The organism is Actinopolymorpha rutila, from assembly GCF_013407855.1.
Classification (GTDB): Bacteria; Actinomycetota; Actinomycetes; order Propionibacteriales; family Actinopolymorphaceae; genus Actinopolymorpha; species Actinopolymorpha rutila.
This window is the reverse complement of sequence record NZ_JACBZH010000001.1, coordinates 5,389,306-5,410,729: the sequence shown is the minus strand read 5'-3', so window position 1 is coordinate 5,410,729 and position 21,424 is coordinate 5,389,306. Positions and strand designations below refer to the sequence as shown.

The following is a 21,424-nucleotide window of genomic DNA, read 5'->3' as shown; positions in this document are numbered from 1 at the left end:
GTCTTTCCATGGTGCTCAAGCTGATTCGTCTGTTCGGAATCCTGTTCTCGCTGTCGCTGCGCCGCCAGCTCGCGTTCCGGGCCGACCTGCTCTTCGAGGTCGTGCTCACCGTCGTCGGACTCGGCTCGTCGCTGGCAGCGCTGGCCATGCTCTACACCCGCACCAGCACGCTCGGCGGCTGGGGGCCGGGGGAGGCGGTCGTTCTGCTGGGGACGTTCCAGATCGTGTCCGGACTTCGGCAGGCGTTCGTCGAACCCAACCTCACGTGGTTCGGCAAGCAGGTCATGGACGGGCAGCTCGACGCCGTACTCCTGCAGCCGGCGCCGGCGATCTACCTCGCCAGCCTGAGCCTGTGTGCGCCGCTTGCTCTTGCCCAGGTCGGCCTCGGCGTGGCGGTGGTGGCGTACGGCGTGCAGTTGAGCGGGCTCGTCGTGACCGTCGCGGGTGTCGCGGCCTGGCTCCTCATGGTGGCCGCGGCTACCGCGGTGATGTGGGCGACCCGAGCGCTGTCCGCCGCGGTGGTCTTCTGGGCGATGGGGCTGACGCTCGATGTCGTCTACGACGCCGTGTGGCAGTTCGCCCGCTACCCGGTCGACATCTACCGCCGCCCGTTGCGGCTGCTGCTGACGTACGTGCTGCCGGTCGCGTTCCTGACGACCGTCCCGTCGCGGGCTCTGCTCCACGACCCGACGCTCCCGCTTGCTGCGGCCGCGCTCGCGGTGGGGGCCGGCAGCGTCCTTCTCGCCCAGCTCGCCTGGCGCGCCGGCCTCCGCCGCTACACCAGCGCAACCAGCTGACCCTCCACCTCATAGATCAGACATTTCGGACAGACCTGGGGCAGTTGCCCCGTCGTGTTCCCCGGGCAAGGGTGACGATGGCTGTTCGCATGGTCTTTTCGTATCGCGCGAGATATGTTGCGTGTTATGCAAAGACCAGGCCCTCCGCTCCTGCCCCTCCTGCGGTCCCGGGTTCAGGCTGAGCTGTTGACCGTGGTGCTGCTCGGCCCTGAGCGTGAGTGGACCCTGACCGAACTCGCCGCGCGGGTCGGCGCGTCCGTGGCCACTGCACAGCGGGAAGTGACCCGGGCGGAACAGGTCGGAGTCGTCACCTCGCGCCGGCTGGGCAACGCGCGGTTGGTGAAGGCCGCTGCTTCGCCGCTGACAGGCCCATTGACGGAACTGCTGTTGCGATCGTTCGGTCCCCGCCAGGTGATCGAAGAGGAGATCGCCGGAGTCGAGGGCGTTGTCGGTGCCTATCTATATGGTTCCTGGGCAGCTCGATACTCCGGCGAATCCGGACGGGCTCCACACGACATTGATGTGCTCGTGATCGGTCGACCCGACCGCGACGCACTGGACGAGGCGGCCCAGCGTGCCGAGAGCCGACTCGCACGGGAGGTGAACATTGTCATCCGTTCCGAGGACTGGTGGCGATCCGGCGAAGACGGATTCCACAGCCAGGTCCTGGCGCGCCCGTTGGTGCCTGTGATGGCTGAAAGGAAGTCAGCATGACCTGGCAACCGGGCTGCGACACGATCGCCGAGCTACTGGCCGGCGGGGATCTGGAGCAGGTCGCGGCCGACGAGCGCCTTGCACGCCGGATGCTGGAAGATGCGGGCCGTCACCTGGACACAGGCAGGACGGCAAGCAAGTCCGATGACTTGGCGGGCGCCTACCAACTCGCCTACGACGCGCTGCGCAAGAGTGCGGCCAGCCTTCTCGCCGTGCAGGGGCTGCGGGCTACCAGTCGAGGTGGACATGTCGCCGTGCAGCAAGCGGTCAACGCGCAGTTCGCCACCACAGTAAGGGTTTTCCGCGCCTTCGGTCGGATCCGCCGAGCTCGCAACAGCTTCGAATACCCCGAGTCCGACACTGGAGGGCCCACTGCCGATGATGTCGACGACGCTCTGACCGTCGCCGGTGAATCCCACGCGGCAGCGATGACCATCCTGGACAAGCAGCTGCTTACGCCATGGACCACACCATGACCGCAGCGGCGACGGTGTCTCGCACGAGGCCTTCAACCGTCGCGGATGGCCCTGTCCGTCAAGGCTCGGCCTAAGAGGTGGCTGTGGCAGTTCTCGAAGAGGTTCTGGCGGGGCTGGGCGGCGAGTTCTCGGTCGTACGACCCGTCGACTTCGACGGCGTCGTGGCCGACGTGCAGCAGGACTCCAGGCGTCTCACACCGGGAGCCGTCTTCGTCGCGACCGGGCGGAGTGCCGAGAAGCGGGCCGAGCACATCGCCCAGGCACGTGCAGCCGGAGCGGTCGCCGTGATCGGGCCGCCCGACTCCGATGCCGACGTCGTGGTGGCCGACCCCGCTGCCGCGGCCGCCGCGGTGTCCTGTGCGTTCCGCAAGGACCGTCGCGGACCTGACGGTGATCGCCGTCACAGGCACCAACGGCAAGAGTTCGATCACCCACACGATGAGCGGACTCCTTCGCACCCTCGGCCTGCGGGTCGGGGCGATCGGCACGATCGGGATCACGTTGGACGGCGAAGCGTTGGCCGTCGAGCAGCGCACGCCGACCACTCCGCAGGCGACCGACCTGCAGTACCTCCTTCGGCAGTTCGTCGATCGCGGCGCCACGCACGTCGTGATGGAAGCGTCCTCGATCGCGTTGGCGAGCGGCGGCTGGACGGCACCGACGTGGCGGTCGGGTGTTTCACCAACCTGACCCACGACCATCTCGACGTACACGGCTCGATGGCCGGCTACGAGGCGGCGAAGCTGCACCTGTTCGACCTGGCCAGGGCTGCGGTGGCAAACGCCGACGACCCGGTTGGCCGTCGCATCCGGCAACGCTGGAACACGCGCACCTTCGCACTGCACTCGGACGCGGACGTGACCGCCACCGACCTGCGGCGCGTCACCGACGGGACCGCGTTCCAGGCGCGGGCGGACGGCAGGTCGGTGCCGGCGTCGGTACGCGGATTCGGCGAGATCAGCGTGTCGAACGCGCTGGCCGTGCTGGCGACCACTCTCCAACTCGGCGTACCCCTCGACGACGCAATCCGGGCGCTGGCCGCGCAGCCCGGTCCACCGGGCCGGATGCAGATCGTGCCCGTGGACCAGCCGTACACCGTGATGGTGGACTACGCCCACAGCCCGGACGCACTGGACCAGGTGCTACGAACCCTGCGCGCCGGTGCCATCGGCCGGATCGTGACCGTCTTCGGCTGCGGCGGTGACCGGGACCGCGCCAAGCGACCGGTCATGGGCCGGATCGCGGCCGAGCTGTCCGACCTGGCCATCGTCACCAGCGACAACCCGCGCACCGAGGAGCCGGACAAGATCATCGCCGACATTCTCGCGGGGGTGACAGCGCACGCCGATCGCGTCCGAACCATCCCCGATCGCACAGAAGCGATCGCGGCGGCGCTGGCCGAGGCCGGGGCGGACGACCTGGTTCTCGTGGCGGGCAAGGGCAGCGAGGCGTACCAGACCGTCGGCCGTACGAAGGTCCCGTACAGCGACGAGGAAACGGTGCTCACGCTCGCTTCCGGCCGCACCTGACGTTCGTGCCTGAAGGCCTGGCTCGCTGGACGGCTCGGTGGAGAACGACGATGCGGCCGCGCTGATCGGCTGGTAGTAATTGTCGGATGTTCGCGCTGGTGCGGTTCTCGATCACGGTGGCTCCGCTGGTCGGCGGCGGGTTGGTGGGGCTGGCGGTCCTGAGCGCGGTGACGAGCCTCGCCGTGACCCTGCTGGTCGGCCAGGTGATCGGGGCGACGCCGGCGTTCGTGGCCGGCGGTCCGGACAGCCTGTCGATGTCGGCGTTCACTTTGCTGGTGGCCGGTCTGGTGCTGGTCTTCACCCTCGACGGCGTGCTGACGGTCGTGCTGAGCATGGTGTCCACGCGACTGACGTACGACGCGGACGTGGTGATCCACCGCGCGATCACGGCGACCATGACAGCTTCGGCGAGGATCGGCCATCTGGAGTCGTCGGCGGTGGAGGACGAGTCCCGGCGCGCACGAGGCATCGGCAACCGCGCGATCTGGGTGGGCCTGGTTTCGCTGGCGGAGCTCGTTCGCTCGCGGCTGCTGGCGGTCGGCACCGCGGTGGCGGTGGGCGTGTTGTTCTCGTGGCCGGTCGCGCTGGGGCTGCTGGCGACGACCTGGCTGGTCGAGTGGTGGTCGGCCCGCATGTCGGGGACGGAGAAGGTGACCTGGCGCGCCGGGACGCGGACCGGCCGGGAAGCCGACTACGCGTACGAACTGGGCATGGGGACCGCGGCGAAAGAGCTGCGGGTGTTCGGGTTCGCGCCCTGGCTGAAGGGCCGGTACGTCCGCGACTGGCGGTCGGCCATGGTGCCGTTGTGGCGGGTCCGTCGGGTGGCGACGCTGAGGACGTCAGCCGTGTACGCCGCTCACCTGGCCGTACTGGCTGTCGCCGTGTGGGTGCTGGTGCGGGATGTCAACGGTGGCTTGCTGGGACTGACCGTGGTCGCGACCGTGCTGGCTGCCCTGCTGCGGTTGGCGATGTCGGCGAACGGCATCGCGGCGGCCTCGATGGAACGCGCCACCTCGGCGTTGCGTGCGCTGCAGCGGCTTCCGGGGACGGCGCAGTCGGTGAGGGAGGGCGACGCCGCTCGAGGCACCGACGAGATCGGTCCTGCCGACGTCCCGTTCGATCCGCCCAGGCCGCGAACCGGCCCGCCGGACGTACGCCTGGAGGACGTGTGGTTCCGCTACCCGGGTTCGAAGGTCGACGTGCTGCGTGGGCTCAGCCTCCACCTGGGTGCCGGTGAGGCGATCGGACTGGTAGGTCTGAACGGCGCGGGCAAGTCCACGCTGGTGCACCTGCTGGCGGGCGCCTACCGGCCGACCGCCGGCCGCGTCGTCGTGGACGGCGTGGACCTCGCCGAACTCGACGACCACGAGCTGGCGACGTGGCAGCGCCGGCTGGCACCGGTCACCCAGGAGTTCCTGCGGCTGCCGCTGACCGCCGAGGAGAACGTCACCCTCGCCGAACCGGTGGACGCGGACCCCGACCGGCTGGCCGCGGTGGCCGCGACCGCGGCGATCGACACGGCGGTGGCCGGCCTGCCACGGGGTTGGGACACCGTGCTTGACCGTTCGGTCACCGACGGCGGAGAGCTGTCCGGTGGACAGTGGCAGCGGCTGGCCCTGGCCCGTGCGCTGTACGCGGTGGACGCGGGTGCGGGGTTACTGGTGCTGGACGAACCCGCCGCGGCGCTGGACGTACGCTCCGAGGCCGAGCTGGTCGACCGCTACCTGCGGATGGCCACCGGTGTGACGTCCCTGCTGATCTCGCACCGGTTCTCCGTCGTACGCAACGCCGACCGGATCTGCGTTCTGGACAAGGGCGTCATCACCGAACAGGGCACGCACTCCCAGCTGCTGGCGACCGGCGGCCGGTACGCGCAGATGTTCGAGCTGCAGGCCGCGCGCTACGTGGGAGGCACTCCGAATGCGTGACCGCTGGGAATCCCTGGCGACCCTGGTCCGCCTGACGTTCGCGGCATCACCGTGGCTCGCCACGACCGAGCTGGTGCTCGTGGTGGTGATGGCCGTCGCCGGTCCGTTGCAGGCGTACGGCGTGGCGCGGATGGTGAACGCAGTGACCGGGCAGGGTTCGGTGACCGCCGCCGTGATCCTTTTCGGTGCGCTGGCGGTGGCCTTCGGCGGGCTGGTGCTGTCGGACGCCGTACGACACCGGCTCGAGGACGACATCGAGCTCAGCCTGCAACGTGAGCTTCTGGATCTGGCCACCAGTCCGCCCGGGATCGCCCATCACGAGCAACCCGAGATCGCCGACCGGCTCGGTGCCGCGAAGGAGGAGTTCCGCCGGCTGAAGGGCACCGCCGGCACGATCGGCAGCGGGCTGGCCGTCCTGGTCAGCACCGTCACCGTGCTCGTTCTGCTCGCCGGCATCCACCCGTTGCTGTTGCTGCTGCCCCTGCTCGGGCTGCTGCGGCTGTGGGCGTCGGCGTTCGGTGCGCGGGAGTTCCGGCACGCGATCACCGCGACGATGCAGCACAACCGGCGGCACGCGAGGCTGGCCGAGATCGCCGCTCATCCCCGGCACGGGCTGGAGGTGCGCGCGTTCGGGTTGCGCGGGCTGCTGACCGACCGGATCGGCGAGCTGTTCGAGCAACAGAACGAACCGCGGTGGCAGGCGCGGCGCAAGGGTCAGCTGCTGGAGATCGCGGCGCGCGTGTTGTTCGGGCTCGGCTACGGCGCGGCGATCGTCTTCGTCGTCTGGCTGGCGCGCGAAGGGCGCGCGACCGCCGGCGATGTGACCATGGTGATGCTGCTCGCGCCGCAGACCGACCAGGCCGCGCAACGGCTGTCCGACACGGTGCGGGTGCTGATCGCGTTGCTGGACGTCGCGAGTCACCTGCGCTGGCTGCGCCGGTACGTCGGCGAACAGACCGCGTGGGAAGGCGCCGCGCAGCCCCCACCGGTGTTGCGGAACGGCATCGAGCTGCGCGAGGTGTCGTTCGCCTATCCGGGCACGCAGCGCCCGGTGGTCCGGGACCTGAACGTCCACCTGCCGGCCGGGAGCACGGTCGCCCTGGTCGGGGACAACGGCGCGGGCAAGACGACCATGGTGAAGCTGCTCACCCGCCTCTACGATCCCGGCGCGGGCGCCATCCTGGTCGACGGCGCCGACCTGCGCACGATCGACCACGAGGCCTGGCGGAGCAGGATCTCGGCCGGCTTCCAGGACTTCGTGCGGTACGAATACACCGCGCGGGAGGCGATCGGACTCGGCGACCCGGCCCGCTTACACGAGCCGGCCGGCCACAACGACGATGCGGCGTACGACGGGGCCATCGACGCCGGCGACGCACGCGCGGTGATCGACCGGTTGCCGGCCGGTCTGGACACCCGGCTGGGCACGAGGTTCGGTGGCGCCGACCTGTCCGGTGGCCAGTGGCAGCGGCTCGCGCTCGCGCGGGCGTTCCTGCGCGAACGGCCACTGCTGGTCCTGCTCGACGAACCCGCGGCCGCGCTCGACCCCGAGTCCGAACACGCGTTGCTGGACCGCTTCAACGCCGCGTCCGCAGCCACCCGGGCCACCGGCGGGATCACTCTGCTGGTCTCCCACCGGCTGTCGACCGTACGGATGGCGGATCTCATCCTCGTTTTCGACGACGGCCGGCTCGTCGAGTCCGGCGACCACGACGCGCTCATGTCCGCCGCCGGCACGTACGCCGAACTCTTCGAACTCCAGGCCAGCGCCTACCGATGACGTGTTCTGCAGGGCACGAACTTTGCGGGTATGTTGACCGGCCATGTCCACAGTCACCGACGGCCGTCGCACGGCGCACATCGTCGACGTTCTGAACGCCTCGTTCGCAGACCTCATGGCGGCCGATCCGGAGGCGTTCCGCAGGCGGTTCCGGCGGATGGCCTCCGACCCGTTCGCCTTCTATCGCGGGACGGCCTGCCTCTTCTACGCCGACGTCGCCGAACAGGACGACCCGTGGGCCACCGGCGAGGCCGGGCGGGTGTGGATCCAGGGCGACCTCCACGCCGAGAACTTCGGCACCTACATGGACGGGCGCGGCAGTCTCGTCTTCGACGTCAACGACTTCGACGAGGCCTACATCGGCCCCTTCACCTGGGATCTGCGGCGGTTCGCCGCGAGCATCGCCGTACTCGGCTGGACCAAGGCGCTGTCCGACGAGGACATCGAGGAAGGTGTCCGTGGCTACGTGCGGGCCTACCTCGACCAGGTGCGGTTCTTCGTACGCTCCGACCGCGATCACGAGTGGTCCATCCGGCTCGACACCGCCGAGGGTGCCGTCCGAGCTGCCCTTCTGGATGCGCAGCTCGCCACCAGAATCGACCTGCTCGAGGAAACGACGGTGGTCGAGGACTACGGCCGCCGCTTCCGGAAGGGCCCCGGCGTGCGGACTCTGGGCTCCGAGGAGCGCACGAAGGTCGAGGACGCCTACGCCGCCTATCGGGAGACGATCCCGGGTTCGAAGAGGTTCGGGAGCATCAGCTACGAACTCAAGGACGCCGTCGGGAAGACCGGATTCGGGATCGGCAGCGCCGGGCTTCCGGCGTACAACCTTCTGGTGGAAGGAAGCTCCCAGGCCCTGGAGAACGACGTGGTTCTGTCGATGAAGCAGGGCAACGTCGCTGCCCCGAGCAGGGTGGTCGACGACGCCCGCGCACGCGAGTACTTCCAGCACCACGGACACCGCACGGCGGTGTCGCAGCGAGCTCTGCAGGCGCAGTCGGATCCGTGGTTGGGCTGGACCACGATCGACGGGACGGGCTTCGTCGTACAGGAGGTCTCGCCGTACGAGCGCGACCTGGACTGGGACACCCTCATCGAGCCGCACGAGGTCAAGGAGGTCCTCGTGCACCTTGGCCGGGCGACCGCCAAGGTGCACTGTGTCGCGGACGACGACGCGGGAGACATCCCGTTGGTGGAGGGCCAGACCGAGGACGCGATCGTGACGGCCGTCGGTGACCGGGCGGAGGAGTTCACCGACGACATCGTGAAGTTCGGCCTGGAGTACGGCGCCCGTGCCCGCGCCGACCACGCCCTCTTCGTGGATGCTTTCCGCGGCGGGCGCATCGAAGGAGTCGGTCCTTCGGCCGGCTGAGATCGGTGAGGGCGGACAGCTGCGCGAGGGTCAACGGCCGTTCCTGGCGGCCGCCCAGAGCAGGTCACGTTCGGTCGTGCTGAGCTGTCCGGTCGCCGCGAGACGGTCCAGCCACGGCTTGACGGTCGGTGCGTTCGAGCTTCTGCCGGCTCTGCGCAGGAGGAGGTCCTGCAGGGTGCATCCGGTCTCCAGGAACCGGTTCCGGACCGTCGTGGTCGCGCCGAGCAGCGTCACGTGGTCACGGGTGTCGGGTGTGGTGCACCTCGTCGTCGCCGGTGTGTAGCGGCCGAGGTGGAGGAAGTTCGTGAACCCTTCGGGTCGCAGGAGCGTCCACATCGTGCCGTCCGTGGACGGTTCGAGGCGGAGCTGGGCGTCGGTCACGGTTGCCTGCTGGGTGAAGGCCAGCGGGTCGACGACGACCATCGAACTGCCCGCGCTCACGTACAGATAGCCGCTGCGGTGGAAGACCAACTCCCCACCACTCGCGCCGAAGCCGCCACTCACGTTCAACCGCAGGGATCTGGTCACCGCGAGGTTGCCGGCGTTTGCCTCGAAGAGCGTGCCGTCCGCCAGTCCGTACAGGTGCCCGTTGTGGACGGTCAGCGCGTTCACCGACCCGGCACCGGGGACGGGGGAGACGGAACGGACGACGGTCTTGGTGTCCGGATTCCACCGGACGAGCTTCGCGTCGCCGGGAGCCGGTTCGGTCCCGGTGCCGCCCTGAGTGGACGTCCCCGCGTAGACGGCGTCACCGACGAACGCCAGTGACGCGATCGTGTGGTCGGGTACGACGTTGCGGGTGACTTCCACCGCCTTCGTCTTCGGGTCGAGGACGGCGATCGCACCCCCACGCAGTCCGTAGTCCGGCTCGGTCCCGTACCAGATCCTCCCGTCGTGTTCCTTGGCCTCGATCGGCCTGATCTGGCTGTCGCTGTCTTGCAGTCTGGTGTACGTCGTCAGGGGCGTGCCGGTCTCCTCGGGGAGGCTGACGAGCGATCCGTTGGGATAGGTCCCGGCGAACACCGTTCCGTCATGGAGCGTCCAGTCCTCGACCTGGCCGACGCGGGCGACGGGTGTGGAGGCCCCGGTGGCCACGTCGTACACACTGGTGTTGCCGTTGAGGAACGCGTCCACGAACACCTTCGAGCCGTCGTGGTTCGGCAGGACATGCTGCAGCGGTGACGGCGACGCGGTGATCTGGAACTGCAGCGAGCCGGACTCGCCGGAGTCGATGTCGTAGCGGAACCCACCGCCGGAGTAGTTGCCCGCGAACGCGTAGAGCACGTCGTGGCCGTTCTCGGTGTTCCAGCTGTAGCCGATGAGCGCTCCGCGCCGCGACGTGATCCCCGTGCGTTTGACGGTGTGGGTGGTCAGGTCGTAGCGGACGACGTGCACCGCGCCGTTGTAGACGGAACTGGTGTAGACGCCGCCGCGCATGGCGGGTGAGACCCCTCGGGCCGACAGCGGGTACGAGGTGGTCACCTGGCCGGTGTCGCCGTCGACGACCGGAATCTCGGTGTTGGTGTTCGTGTCGATGGCACGCAGCATTCCGTCGAAGTTCACCAGGACCTGGCCGTCGGCGTAGTCCAGGTCAGCGACAGCCGATGCCGGTTTCGCGTTCGGGGCAAGGGGAATCTCTGTGCTCTGCTTCGTCGCGAGGTCGAGCCGGAAGACCCTGCCCACCGGCGCGGTGCCGACGTAGAGCGCGTTGTGGACCGGGTCGTACACAGTGGACCGGGCGTACTTGATGTCCGGATCGTCGCTGATGCGGCCGAGGTCGCCGAAACCCTCGCCAGGCTTGAAGGACCACGCGTGTGCGTCGGGGTAGGAGCCGCCGTAGACGGTCCCGTCGTCCGCGACCGACAGGCCGTACAGGTAGGTCGCCTCGGAGGTCGCCTGGCCGAGGTCCGTCATCTGCTCGGTGGCGGGATCCCACTGGAACAGGTGCCCCTCGTAGAAGGTGCCGACGTAGACCTTGCCGTCGGGGGCGACGGCGATCGTCGCGTCGCCGGAGGCCCCCGCCATCGTGTGCCGGCCGAGTTGGGTGGTCGGCTCGGGGTAGGTGGTGGTGGAGACGTTCAGTTGCGCGTTCTCGCCCATCGGTGCGGCGTACGCGACCAACCTGCCGTCGGAAAGGTGCCCGAAGGCGCCCTCGACCACGGTGAGGGAACTCATCGGCGATCCCAGGTCCTCGAGCTCGCCGCCGGGCGCCGCAGGAGCGACGTAGGTGGACGGCAGAGGACTGTCCTGCGGATCGTCGTCGGCCGCTGCCGGGACCGAGGCCAGCGGTGTGGCGAGGGTGCAGACCGCGGCGGCGATCACGAACACGCGGGTCCAGGTGCGCCGGACGGGCATGGCTCCTCCAAGGCGGACGGTTTCGGTTAGGACCGTAATCCCTGACCCGAAGCCGTCAAGGGAGCCGAGGCGGAGTTGGCCATCCCGGCCAGGTAGGTGGTTCGCTCGGCAGGCGAACGAGCACCGTCGGACGGGTTGGTGAGTCGGCCGCTCAGACGTCCCGGGAGTTACGGCCGGGACCGTCGAGGTTCCACGCCAGGATCCTGCGCGGGTGGAGGCGGACGAGAATGTTGCCGAACCCCTCGCGCAGGGGCCTTTCGGCCGCGAGGACCTCCGCGTGCGCTCGGATCTCCAGCCCACGGCCGGTCTGCCCACCAGGGCCGACAGGCTCGCTCGCCATGTCGTCCACGACGAACGAAACCCTGGCGTCGGTACGGATGTTGCGGACCTTCTGACTGGTGCCGAAGTTCGGGCCGCTGACCTCGATGAGATGGGTCGCGGTGTCGACCCAGAAGGCAACCGGCGTCACCTGCGGACCGCCGGGTCCGAGGGTCGCCAGTCGTCCCAGCGGCTGGTCGAGGAGGTAGCGGAGTTCGGTCCGGGTGAACGTCATGGCTCGATCGTCAGTCGTCAAGCGCGGTTGAGGTCAAGCCGTTGGTTCGGCCGCGGGTGACGATTCCGGATCGCCGTGGCCGGACACCTCCTTGTGGACAACCCTCGCGATCGTCGAGTGTTTTGTCCTATTGTGTCCAGGTGTCGAAGCGTGCTGCGGCGTGCCTGATGTCGCGGAGCGTTCGGCGATGGGGGGCCGAACAGTTCGGTCAAGCTATGCGCGCAAGGGGTCTTCATGGGAATCGGTGCCAGCCTCCTCCTCTTCGCCGTGGGGGCGATCCTCGCCTTCGCGGTCGACTACAGCCTTGCCGGAGTTGACATCGCCCTGATCGGGTGGATCCTCATGGGTGCGGGCTGTCTGGGGCTCCTCGCGACACTGGCGATCTGGATGCCGCGCCGGGTCAGGAACTCCCCGGCCGCGCGCAGCGCTCCGCCACGCCGCGACTACACCCCCGAGCCGTACCGCCCGGAGCAGCCGCGCCGTGCTGAGATGGCGTACCGCTCGGAGATGCCAAGAAACGACGTGGAGTACTTCGCCGGAACGGCCGCTGACGGCCGGGAGGTGTGGCTCGTGGGGCGGGTGGAGCGACGCGAGCGACGCGGAGACGGCGAGTGGCTGTACATGCGGCCGACGCAGCCGTACCCGGGAACGAACACGTCCTCGCCTGGCTGGGTCTCAGCGGACGACACGCGCACGCTGCCGAGGTACGACCGGTAAGGCTGGCGCAGCGGTCTAAGGTGCGTGCTGTGTCCGTCGCCGCGGAGTCCGTACTGCCCGAGATCAACCGGGTCCATGGCCTGCGATATGCGCTGCGCGGCCGGTGTGTGGGCGGGATGCAAGGCGGAGCATGGCTGCTGGCGGACTCCGAGGGGCGACCGGCGATCCTGAAGCTGCAAGTGGACAAGCCGGGCTCGCGCAGGCCGTGGACGGTACTCAAGGCAGTCAACCGCATGAAGACGGCGGGCTATCCCACCCCGCGGTGGATCGTGGCCGGCGTCAGCGAAGCCGGGATCCGTTACCACGTACAGGAATTCGTCGAGGGCGAGCCGTCGTCGCCGCTGACAGCGGACACGGCGGAGTTGCTGATCGAGGTGATCGAACGCCATACCGGCCTGGATCCGGATCCGACCAACGACTGGTCCATCTATGTCGACTCCGTTGTCGGCGGCCACCTTCGCGGTGGGAGCAGAGCGTTTCTGCGTGGGTTCAGGCCGCCGGGAGATGATCTCCTCGCCGCGTTCGATCGTGTCCTCGCCGAGTACGGACCGGTGCGTCTTCCGGCAGGCGACCTGGTGCACGGCGATCTCAACACCTGCAACGTGCTGCTGAACGATGGCAGGGTCAGTGGGGTGATCGACATCGACGCGTTCGGTAGCGGCACCAGGGCGATCGACTACGCCTGGCTGCTGCGTGAGGCGTACGCGATGGATGCCGAGCCCGAGGCCGTTCGACGAGTCCGGCGCGCCGGTGAGGCTGTTGCCGGGCCGGAGGTTCTTGCGCACTGTGTGGCGGCGACGGCGTTCGACATCGTGCGCTTCCAGGTCCGGCACGGCCCCCGGCAGGTGCCGGCCCTGTTGCAGCGCCTTCGACGGCTGGCCGACGATCTCAGCGAGCCGCTCTGACGCGTAGCGACCTGCAGCGCCCTCCCGTCAGCGCTGCGCCTGCAACATGAGGTTGCGCGGGGTGTGAGCACGATCGCAGAAGCTGCCGACCCGAACGCCGAAGCCGGCTTCCTCCAGCGCGACGGCCAGATCCATGACGAGCCAGAGTTCCAGTGGGCGCCGGAACGCATGGCGGACGAGCTCCAGCCGCCGTACCTCGTCACGACGGCGTTCTCCCACGGTGAGCCAGTACGCCCAGTCCACCGACGTCGGCAGGTGAACACCCTCACGACCGGCGAGCGCTCGGCAGAAGGAGGAGAAGTCGCCTGACAGCCAACGCGCCGGCACCGGCCGGAAGCGCCGCACCGCCTCACCTTCCAAGGCGTCGCGCAGGGCGACGAACCCCAGCTTCCAGGTCTGGTCGCGGGCGAGACGGTTCCGATCCTGCGGCGGGGCGGTGACGGTCTCGGTAGTCGCCAGCCGGAGGGCGTCAGTGTCCAGAGTGAGGGGAGCGTGGACGGCGAGCGGCCAGTAGCTGCCGGCGGTGCCGACGTGGTAGCAGCAGGGTGCGATGTGATAGCTGTGCGCCCCCGCCTGACGTGCCCGGCGTACGAGCGAACGGTGCAGGTCACCACAGGCGTGCAGAGCGACGACCGCGCATCCGGCGACCTGGGTATGGGCGAACTCGCTCAGGGCATCGGCCCGGATCTCCGTCTGGTCCACGCCCGCGCGAGTGGCGAGCCGGGCGGCGCTCTCCGACAGCGCGGCGTCGATCTCCAACGAGCGCACCGGCCGTCGGTCGATGTGCGCGAGCAACCGTCCGAGGTGGCCCTTGCCGGCGCACCAGTCAAGTACCGGCGTGCGGGATGGCGGGACGTGGGCAGCGAACGCCTTGATCTGTTCGCACTTGCGCCCCGGGATGGCGCGGCTCAGACGTGGATCCAACGGCGGCAGGTCACGCCTGGGCAGGGGTGGGAGCGTCACCAGGCGTGCGAGCGCGTCGATGTCCGGGAGCCACCTGGCAAGCCACCTGCGGCAGAGGGCCGGGTCGCCGGTCAGCCGGTCGAGGGCCGGCTCGTCGAGGCCCAGAACGGCTTCGGCCAGGTCCGGCCGGTACGCGCACCAGTCAGGGCGTCGCACCCGGAAGGGAGCCGGTCGCCAGAGGTCCTGGTGCGTGGTGAGTACCGAGTGGAGATCCGCCAGGCGCGCGCGATGTGCGTGATCGACGGAACGACGTACTGCTGAGAACGGCCCCGAACTGGGCATGCCGACACCCTTCGCGTGGTGTTGGCCGCCAAAGCAGAAAGGGGCGGCGGTCACGCCGAGTCGACGCGACCAGGTACTGCAATGAAGTGGTACTGCCTGGAGACTCTGACACAGGAAGCCCTTGTGGGACAACCCGATTCCGGCGATGTCACGCCGGACCCTCTGATCGACTCCGGCCTGCCCGCGTAGAACTGTCAGGAGGCGCTTGACGGAACGGGCGAGGGTGGAGCTGTCGAGACGAGTGGCTCCAGCGTGTCTGCCAGGTGAGCTATGGGGAGCCGGCCGTCCAACTCGAGGGTCGCACGGTCGCGAAGGAGTGGCTCGACCTCCTCGACATACTTCCGAATCTCCTCTTGCTGCTGGACAGTTCTGCCGTACGGATTGTTCGAGCGTCGCCGTACCCTGTCGAGCAGCACGTCGAGCGGAGCGGTGAGCAACACGACCTGCTCGAAGCGGTCGTAGAAGCGCCCCTGGTTGGAGACAGTGCCGGAGACGGCCAGGTCGTGGTGCGCGGCGAGCAGGACGGCCATCCGCCCCTCGTCCCAGGTGCCGTCAGGGAGTACCCACCCGTCGTAGTCGGTGTCGACGGTCGGCACGCCACGGCGCCGCAGCTCCTCGAGAACCGTGGACTTGCCGGCCCCGGACATGCCCGTGACGAGTACGCGCGCCATGGCAGACACCGTAACGGGCCGCCGCCGGTCGGGCAGCCATTAGCATTCGACGAATGCCGCGACGATACGTCCTCGTCAGCTTCCAACGCGGCGAGGCCGTGCTCGTCAGCTCGGTGTCGACAGTCGGTCTCCAACCTGACGACGATCCTCGTCGCCGAAAGGTCCTGAGCACCATGGACCTGCGCCCACGGTGAGGGACCGTCAGGTGGAGCCGAAGCCGCGGTCGGCGACGATGCTCTGTACCTCGTAGATCGATCCTTCACGATCGTGGGTCGGTAGCGGGATCCGGACGGGAACCTCCGTCAGCCGGGGCTGCAGGACGGCGTCGCCGCGCAGAAGGTGAGCGTTGAAGTCGTCCCAGTCGAGACCACCCGTCAGTGGCCAGGCGTCCGCGGCCGCGTATTCGAACAGCAGGAGCCGACGCGGACGCGAGGAGGTGTTGGGCGCCGAGCCGTGCAGGAGCCGTGCGTGGTGGAGGGAGATGCCGCCGGCGCGGAGCTCGATGGGTACGGCCCTGCCGGACAGGCCGTCCGGCGCCACCGCACCGGCGAAGTACCCGTCCCGATGGTGATCGAGCACCGGTCCCTTGTGCGAGCCCGGAACGACCATGAGGCAGCCGTTCTCCAGCATCATGTCGTCGATCGCCACGCCGACGGCCAGCAGGTCGTCGTTGGTGTGCGGGTAGAACGCCCAGTCCTGGTGCCACTCCACCGGGCTGCCGTACTCCGGCGACTTGAGGTTGAGTTTCGTCGTCTTGTAGCGGATTCCCGGTCCGATCAGCTGGCTCACGAGGTCGAGGATCCGGTCGTTGCGGAGTACCCGGTCGTAGGCCACGTGTTGCTTGTCCGGTGATTTCAGTCGACGAAGCCGGGGCTGTTCAGGAGTGTGGCCGGGCTCCAGGTCGAAGACATCGGTGTGCTCGGTCACCTGGCGCGACTGTTCGACGAAGTTGTCGGTGACGCGCTGGAGCTCCGCCACCTCCTCGTCGGTGAGTACGTCGTCGACGGCGATGTAACCCTCTTCGTGGTAACGCGCGACGTCCTCGGCGCTGAGGCGTGCCGCCGGTGTGGTCCCGTTCCCATGTCGGGTCGTCATCTGACTACCCTCCCTCGTCGGGGTGCTGATGTTCGTTGATGTGGCGGTCGACGTGTGCGTCCATCTGGCTGACCGCCTGGGCGACGTCGCCGCGTTCGAGCGCGTCCAGGATCGCGGCGTGCTCCGCATGCAGCGAACGACGGTCGCCAGGAGCGGCGCCGTACTCGCCCCAGGCGGTGATCCACGCCTGATGGATCCACTTCTGTACGCGGACGAGCATCGGGCTGTCGGCGGCGCGCCCGAGGATCGCCTCGAACCTCAGGTCGAGACTTCCCTGGTCGGTGTCTTCGCCGGACAGTTCCTCCGTGGCGCGGGCCAGGAACTCCCTTGCCGGGCGGAGATCCGGAGCGTCCTGGCGGCCGACGGCCTGAACGACGCGGGTCTCGATCGCCGCTCGAACCTCCGTCAGCGAGCGGAGGGTCGCGACTCCGGGCTCGAGGCCTGCGAGGAGGTACTCGACTGGAAGCGTGCCCTCGGGATCGACGACGTACGTACCCGAGTTCCGCCTGATCTCGACCTTTCCCATGCTCTCCAGCGCCCGAAGGGCTTCGCGGATCGAGACCCGGCTGACCTGGAGCTGCTCGGCCAGCTCGCGTTCGGGCAGGAGACGGGTTCCGGGTTTCGATCCGCTGACCAGTCGGTCGAGTTGCGCGAACACCTCGCGGTAGACCTGGACCTGCTTGATGGGCAACAGCCGGAAGGGCTCGCGGTCGCGGGCGTCCAGTTCACGCGAGGTCATGCGCGCGTCCTCTGCGCAACCTCGGCTTGCATCCCGGCCGGACCGCGGTCCGGTTCGGCGAGGATGTCGGTCTTGTAGGTCTCCGGACCCCACAGGACCGCGGCCAAGGAGATCGCCGCCAGCACCACCATGTAGCCGGCGACCGCCCACGGCGCACCGCCCGCCCACACCAGCAGCAGGCTGGCCAGGAAGGGCGCCGGGCCACCGGCGAGGATGGAGCCGAGCTCGCGCGCGAACGCGAAGCCGCTGTAGCGGACCCGAGGCGCGAACAGCTCGGTGAAGTACGCCGCCTGCGGACCGAACATCCCGGCGACCCCGATCCCGACCGCGGCGGCCATCGCGAAGATCACCAGTGGTGTGCTCTTGGTGTTGAGCAGCAGGAAGTACGGGAACGCGAACAGCACACAGAAGGCCGCCGCCCCCGCGTACACCGGCCGCCGTCCGATCCGGTCCGACAGCACCGACCACACCGGCACCATGACGAACTGCGCGCAGGTCGCGATGGTCACCGCCACGAGTGCGGTGGTCTTGGAGTAGTTCAGTTGCCCGCTGAGGTAACTGATGCTCCAGGTGGGGAAGAGATAGCCGAGGCCGTTCTCCGCGAACCGAGCACCGATCACCACCACGAAGCTGCGCGGTTGGGTCACCAGCGCGTGCCTGATCGGCATGCGCAGGACGTCACGCCGCTGCCTGGCCTGGTTGAACACCGGCGTCTCCGCCAGGTGCAAACGGAGGTACATGCCGACCGCGACGAGCACGATGCTCAGCCAGAACGGGATTCGCCAGCCCCACGACAGGAAGTCGTCCTCGGGCAGCAGCGACACCAGCGCGAACACTCCGGCCGCCATGAGGGTGCCGAGCGAGACGCCCATCGGTGACCAGCTCCCGAACCAGCCGCGACGGTTCGGGGGTGCGTGCTCGACCGCGTAGATGACGGCACCGCTGTACTCCGCACCCGCACCGAAACCCTGCACGAGTCTCAACAGGACAAGGAGAATCGGCGCCGCCACCCCGATCTTGTCGTACGACGGCAGGAAGCCGATCAGGAAGGTGGCACCACCGACGAGCAGCAGCGTGAGGATCAGCACGTACCTGCGGCCCACCCGGTCGCCGATGTGGCCGAAGAAGAGTCCACCGAACGGTCTGGCGAAGAAGCCCACGCCGAAGGTCGCGAACGCGATCAGGGTGCCCGCGGCCGGCTCCATGTCCGGGAAGAACACGGTGTTGAACACCACGGCGGCGGCGGTGCCGTAGATGAAGAAGTCGTACCACTCCAGGCAGGAACCGATCCCGGACGCGAACGCCACCCGCGCCAGGCTTCCTCGCTGCTCGGTCATGTCGATCCTTCCCGCGCCGTGAGGGCCCCGTGGGGAGATTGAACTGACCACAGACCAGTCGACACGTCCGGCCGGCACGCGTCAAGGGAGCTGGCCGCCACCGGAAGTGGAGGCATCCCAGGCGTGCACACGTTGACGGCGGTTGCGCGCGATCTGGGCGTCGATCGGCTCCAGGTCGAACGAACCGACCATCTCGTCGATGCTCAGGTCCGGATCGTTGGACCAGAACAGGCCGATGTCCTCGCGTGCGTCATAGTGGAAGCCCACCCGGTCGCCGAACTTCTCCCGCAGCGCCGCGCCCTCCCGCAGCGCCGGAGACCAGCCGAGCAGTACGTGGCTGAGGTCGAGTTGATGGACCAGAACGGATCCGGGCTCGGTGATCCGGCCGGCCACCATCCCGGTGGGTTCGTAGACGGTGGCGTTGTCGCGCGGCGTGCTCGAGATGACGTGGTAACGATGCCGGGCGGCATGTGCGGCCGGGAGGATGGTGGCCGGCGAAGCGCTCGGCCAGGCGACGATCTCGGCGCCCAGTCGGCCGAGCTCGGCCCAGCCGTCGTCGTAAACCACGTCCCAGCAGATCTGGATCCCGAGGCGGCCGAAGTCGCATTCGAACACCGGGACATCCCGCCCCGGCAGGATCCCGCCCTCGAGGGTCCCGGAGGGCCGGACGCCGACCGGATGGGCCTTGCGGTAGGTGCCCACCACGTGGCCGCGCCGGTCCAGCAGCACGGCGGCGTTGGAGTACGCCGGAACCGTGGGAGAGGGGCCCGGCTCACGCACGTCCAGGGGAACGATCAGGTACGTGTGGTGTCGCTGCGCGGCCGCACGCAGGACGTCGAAGGCATGGTCGCCCATCGCGATGGAGCGGTCCGCGGGAAGCTCGGCGTCCGGCGTGAGCACGGTCTCCGGCAAGACGGCGAGATCCAGGCCCTGTCCGGGGCCGTCCCAGGACGTCCTCGCCTGAGCGGCCATCCGGTCGACGAGTTCGCTGAGTTCCCGCGCGCGCTCGGCCAGTCCGGGATACTCCCGACCACCGCCGAAGATCGTCGTACCGACGACTACCTTGCGGGGAAGCCTCGTGGTCGCGCGCTCGGGAGTCATGAGCCGGCCTCGTTCCCTTCCGGAACCTGTCACGGTCACGGTCACCGTACTGATCCCGTTGTTCGGTGGGTACTGGACGGATCGCCACTTCGTCGGCATCGTCGGCTTGGCGAGTGGAATCGTGTCCACATCAGCGAGCCAGGAGGTCCCCGTGCAGCAGTCGCCGTCCTCTCGACCGTGGCGTCCAGGTGGATCGGCGCCGGACTCCCTGGCAGGCTTCAACGACACCGGCCTCCTCGCCGACGTGCTGCCCGCTCCCGGGCAGTGGCACCCCGTCCCGGACGTGTCCGACCGGGCGTTCTGGGAGGCGGTGGACGCGTCGACCCGGCAGGCGATTCTCCAGCGGGCAGAGGAGTTCCGTGCGCGGGAATGGCCGGTGCTGACGGCCCGCGGCTGGCGGGACTTCGTCGATACGGGCAACCGGACGAGGTATGAGGACCGCTATTTCGCCCGGCGCAGGCGTACGGTCGCGTCCGCCCTCGCGGCCTGCCTCACCGACGACCCCGGGTGGCACGACGACGTGCTCGACGGTGTGTGGCTGATGTTGGAGGAGACGACGTGGTGCGTTCCGGCGCACGACTTCTCCGCCAGGGAGGACGGTCCCCGGCTGCCCGACCCGAAGCGTCCGTATCTGGACCTGTTCGCGGCCGAGACCGGCGCGTTGTTGGCGTGGACCCTGCACGTTCTCGGTTCGCGGTTGGACGAGCGGTCGGCCCTGGTGCGGCGCCGCCTGGTCGACGAGGTACGACGACGGATCCTGGTGCCTCAGCGTACGGTCGACACGTGGACGTGGTTCGGGCGTTCGGGTCCGGTGAACAACTGGAACCCGTGGATCAACTCCAACGTCCTCACGTGTTCGCTCCTCCTCGATCAGGATCGCGACGACCTCGTGACGACCGTGAGCCGAGTGCTCGAAGGCCTTGATGTCTTCGTGTCCGGCTATCCGGACGACGGCGGGTGCGACGAGGGACAGATGTACTGGTGGCGTGCGGGCGCCTCGCTGTCGGAATGCCTGGAGCAGTTGTACGACGCCACCAGCGGCGCGCTCGACGGATACACGCTGCCCAAGGTGCGCGAGATGGCGCGGTATCCACACCGTGTCCACATCGCCGACGACTGGTACGTCAACGTCGGTGACGGCCCGGCGCGCACCGAGGCCGCGGACACCGTCGAGCCCCACGTGCTCTACCGGTTCGGCCGTCGTACGGGCGACGACGAGGTGGCCGCACATGCTCGGTACATGCGTGGCGAAGGCGCTGTCACCGTGCCGCGGCTCAGTCTCGGCCGTTCCCTGTTCGCACTCGCCGATCGCGACTGGGCGGAGGCGCCGGGGTCACCCGCGCCACTCACGGCGCAGGCATGGTGGCCGCAGACTCAGTTGCTGACCGCGCGCGAGACCGGCGGGCAGGTCGAGGGTCTCTTCGTGTCGGTGAAGGGCGGGCACAACGGAGAGAGCCACAACCACAACGACATCGGCACGGTTCTGGTCTCGGTCGACGGTCATCCCGCGCTGGTCGATGCCGGCGTCGCGCAGTACACCCGGCAGCACTTCGGTCCACGGCGGTACGAGATCTGGACGATGCGCAGCGACTACCACAACGTCCCGAACGTCGACGGCCATGAGCAGTTGCCTGGCAGTGAGTTCCGTGCCCGTGACGTGACGGCCGACCTCGGGAACGATCGGGTCGACGTACGGCTCGACCTCGCCGGCGCCTATCCGAAGGACGCCGGGCTGGTCCACTGGTGGCGGCAGGTGACGTTCGAACGCAGGAAGTCAGCACACGTTCGCTGGCACGACGAGTGGGGGCTCGACCACGAGCCGGACTCGATGACGCTGCACCTGATCACCTCGGCCGAACCCGATCTGGGCAGTGGCGACGGGGGGAGCGGAAGCACCGGCACCATCCGGGTGCCGACGCCTGGCCGCGCGTTGCGGATCGAGTACGACGCGAGCGGCTTCCGCCCTCCCGTGGTCGAGCGGATCGATCTCGACGACCGGCGGCTGAGCGGCGTGTGGGGACCCGCGCTGTGGCGGGTCGCCCTGAGTCCCAGCCGGCCCGGCAGGCACGGCGAGTGGAGCCTCGACCTGCGCGCCGAGCAGGCGGACTGA

At 68.9% G+C, this 21,424-nt stretch carries 17 protein-coding genes and 1 pseudogene; 10 read left to right on the top strand and 8 right to left on the bottom strand.

What is annotated here, in order from left to right; genetic code table 11:
* Positions 1-8 precede the first annotated feature (8 nt).
* The 7 genes and pseudogenes from F4554_RS24190 (at position 9) to F4554_RS24155 (ending at position 8,596) form a co-directional block, all read left to right on the top strand.
* Positions 9-797: an ABC transporter permease gene (locus F4554_RS24190; protein ID WP_202889443.1), complete on the top strand. Its 789-nt coding sequence runs from the start codon at positions 9-11 to the stop codon at positions 795-797.
* 192 nt (positions 798-989) lie between these two features.
* On the top strand, positions 990-1,511 hold the full coding sequence (locus tag F4554_RS24185; RefSeq protein WP_337796309.1) for a nucleotidyltransferase domain-containing protein: 522 nt from the start codon (positions 990-992) through the stop codon (positions 1,509-1,511).
* Positions 1,508-1,987 (top strand): hypothetical protein, encoded by a 480-nt coding sequence (locus tag F4554_RS24180; RefSeq protein ID WP_179789692.1) that lies wholly within the window; start codon positions 1,508-1,510, stop codon positions 1,985-1,987. Before F4554_RS24185 ends, F4554_RS24180 begins: the two co-directional genes overlap by 4 nt.
* Positions 1,988-2,293: 306 nt before the next feature.
* Positions 2,294-3,516 (top strand): annotated as a pseudogene (locus F4554_RS24170) (UDP-N-acetylmuramoyl-L-alanyl-D-glutamate--2,6-diaminopimelate ligase).
* An 86-nt stretch (positions 3,517-3,602) separates the two neighbouring features.
* Positions 3,603-5,444, top strand: a complete 1,842-nt coding sequence (locus F4554_RS24165) for an ABC transporter ATP-binding protein (protein WP_179789689.1) — start codon at positions 3,603-3,605, stop codon at positions 5,442-5,444.
* Positions 5,437-7,224, top strand: a complete 1,788-nt coding sequence (locus tag F4554_RS24160) for an ABC transporter ATP-binding protein (protein WP_179789688.1) — start codon at positions 5,437-5,439, stop codon at positions 7,222-7,224. Before F4554_RS24165 ends, F4554_RS24160 begins: the two co-directional genes overlap by 8 nt.
* Positions 7,225-7,267: 43 nt before the next feature.
* Positions 7,268-8,596: a DUF2252 domain-containing protein gene (locus F4554_RS24155; protein ID WP_179789687.1), complete on the top strand. Its 1,329-nt coding sequence runs from the start codon at positions 7,268-7,270 to the stop codon at positions 8,594-8,596.
* A gap of 30 nt (positions 8,597-8,626) precedes the next feature.
* Here F4554_RS24155 and F4554_RS24150 read toward each other — a convergent pair whose 3' ends face one another.
* On the bottom strand, positions 8,627-10,951 hold the full coding sequence (locus F4554_RS24150) for a ligand-binding sensor domain-containing protein (protein ID WP_179789686.1): 2,325 nt from the start codon (positions 10,949-10,951) through the stop codon (positions 8,627-8,629).
* 151 nt (positions 10,952-11,102) lie between these two features.
* Positions 11,103-11,504, bottom strand: a complete 402-nt coding sequence (locus tag F4554_RS24145; protein WP_179789685.1) for a PPOX class F420-dependent oxidoreductase — start codon at positions 11,502-11,504, stop codon at positions 11,103-11,105.
* A gap of 234 nt (positions 11,505-11,738) precedes the next feature.
* Here F4554_RS24145 and F4554_RS24140 point away from each other — a divergent pair, with 234 nt between their 5' ends.
* Positions 11,739-12,221 (top strand): DUF6458 family protein, encoded by a 483-nt coding sequence (locus F4554_RS24140; RefSeq protein ID WP_179789684.1) that lies wholly within the window; start codon positions 11,739-11,741, stop codon positions 12,219-12,221.
* A gap of 29 nt (positions 12,222-12,250) precedes the next feature.
* On the top strand, positions 12,251-13,126 hold the full coding sequence (locus F4554_RS24135) for a phosphotransferase (RefSeq protein WP_179789683.1): 876 nt from the start codon (positions 12,251-12,253) through the stop codon (positions 13,124-13,126).
* 27 nt (positions 13,127-13,153) lie between these two features.
* Here F4554_RS24135 and F4554_RS24130 read toward each other — a convergent pair whose 3' ends face one another.
* From F4554_RS24130 to F4554_RS24105, 6 genes are all read right to left on the bottom strand, one after another.
* Complete coding sequence (locus tag F4554_RS24130) at positions 13,154-14,245, bottom strand: methyltransferase (protein ID WP_337796181.1); 1,092 nt, start codon at positions 14,243-14,245, stop codon at positions 13,154-13,156.
* A gap of 320 nt (positions 14,246-14,565) precedes the next feature.
* Entirely contained in the window at positions 14,566-15,042 is a 477-nt protein-coding gene (locus F4554_RS24125; protein WP_179789681.1) for an AAA family ATPase, read from the bottom strand.
* A gap of 201 nt (positions 15,043-15,243) precedes the next feature.
* A complete protein-coding gene (locus tag F4554_RS24120; RefSeq protein ID WP_179789680.1) occupies positions 15,244-16,137 on the bottom strand; it encodes a phytanoyl-CoA dioxygenase family protein in 894 nt (297 codons plus the stop codon).
* Between the two features lie 4 nt (positions 16,138-16,141).
* Positions 16,142-16,876, bottom strand: a complete 735-nt coding sequence (locus F4554_RS24115; protein ID WP_179789679.1) for a FadR/GntR family transcriptional regulator — start codon at positions 16,874-16,876, stop codon at positions 16,142-16,144.
* Positions 16,873-18,213, bottom strand: coding sequence for an MFS transporter (locus F4554_RS24110; protein ID WP_179789678.1), 1,341 nt, complete (start codon positions 18,211-18,213; stop codon positions 16,873-16,875). Before F4554_RS24110 ends, F4554_RS24115 begins: the two co-directional genes overlap by 4 nt.
* Before the next feature lie 81 nt (positions 18,214-18,294).
* Positions 18,295-19,314, bottom strand: coding sequence for a carbon-nitrogen hydrolase family protein (locus F4554_RS24105; RefSeq protein ID WP_179789677.1), 1,020 nt, complete (start codon positions 19,312-19,314; stop codon positions 18,295-18,297).
* Between the two features lie 151 nt (positions 19,315-19,465).
* On the opposite strand from F4554_RS24105, the gene F4554_RS33800 reads away from it, so the two are divergent.
* On the top strand, positions 19,466-21,424 hold the full coding sequence (locus F4554_RS33800; RefSeq protein ID WP_179789676.1) for a heparinase II/III domain-containing protein: 1,959 nt from the start codon (positions 19,466-19,468) through the stop codon (positions 21,422-21,424).

Excerpts from the sequence above, each read along its gene's own strand:
- F4554_RS24180 (WP_179789692.1), top strand. The coding sequence starts at position 1,508 with ATGACCTGGCAACCGGGCTGCGACACGATCGCCGAGCTACTGGCCGGC.
- F4554_RS24160 (WP_179789688.1), top strand. The coding sequence starts at position 5,437 with ATGCGTGACCGCTGGGAATCCCTGGCGACCCTGGTCCGCCTGACGTTC.
- F4554_RS24105 (WP_179789677.1), bottom strand. The coding sequence starts at position 19,314 with ATGACTCCCGAGCGCGCGACCACGAGGCTTCCCCGCAAGGTAGTCGTC.
- F4554_RS24140 (WP_179789684.1), top strand. The coding sequence starts at position 11,739 with ATGGGAATCGGTGCCAGCCTCCTCCTCTTCGCCGTGGGGGCGATCCTC.
- F4554_RS24115 (WP_179789679.1), bottom strand. The coding sequence starts at position 16,876 with ATGACCTCGCGTGAACTGGACGCCCGCGACCGCGAGCCCTTCCGGCTG.
- F4554_RS24120 (WP_179789680.1), bottom strand. The coding sequence starts at position 16,137 with ATGACGACCCGACATGGGAACGGGACCACACCGGCGGCACGCCTCAGC.
- F4554_RS24110 (WP_179789678.1), bottom strand. The coding sequence starts at position 18,213 with ATGACCGAGCAGCGAGGAAGCCTGGCGCGGGTGGCGTTCGCGTCCGGG.
- F4554_RS24165 (WP_179789689.1), top strand. The coding sequence starts at position 3,603 with ATGTTCGCGCTGGTGCGGTTCTCGATCACGGTGGCTCCGCTGGTCGGC.
- F4554_RS24155 (WP_179789687.1), top strand. The coding sequence starts at position 7,268 with ATGTCCACAGTCACCGACGGCCGTCGCACGGCGCACATCGTCGACGTT.
- F4554_RS24125 (WP_179789681.1), bottom strand. The coding sequence starts at position 15,042 with ATGGCGCGCGTACTCGTCACGGGCATGTCCGGGGCCGGCAAGTCCACG.
- F4554_RS24150 (WP_179789686.1), bottom strand. The coding sequence starts at position 10,951 with ATGCCCGTCCGGCGCACCTGGACCCGCGTGTTCGTGATCGCCGCCGCG.
- F4554_RS24145 (WP_179789685.1), bottom strand. The coding sequence starts at position 11,504 with ATGACGTTCACCCGGACCGAACTCCGCTACCTCCTCGACCAGCCGCTG.
- F4554_RS24190 (WP_202889443.1), top strand. The coding sequence starts at position 9 with ATGGTGCTCAAGCTGATTCGTCTGTTCGGAATCCTGTTCTCGCTGTCG.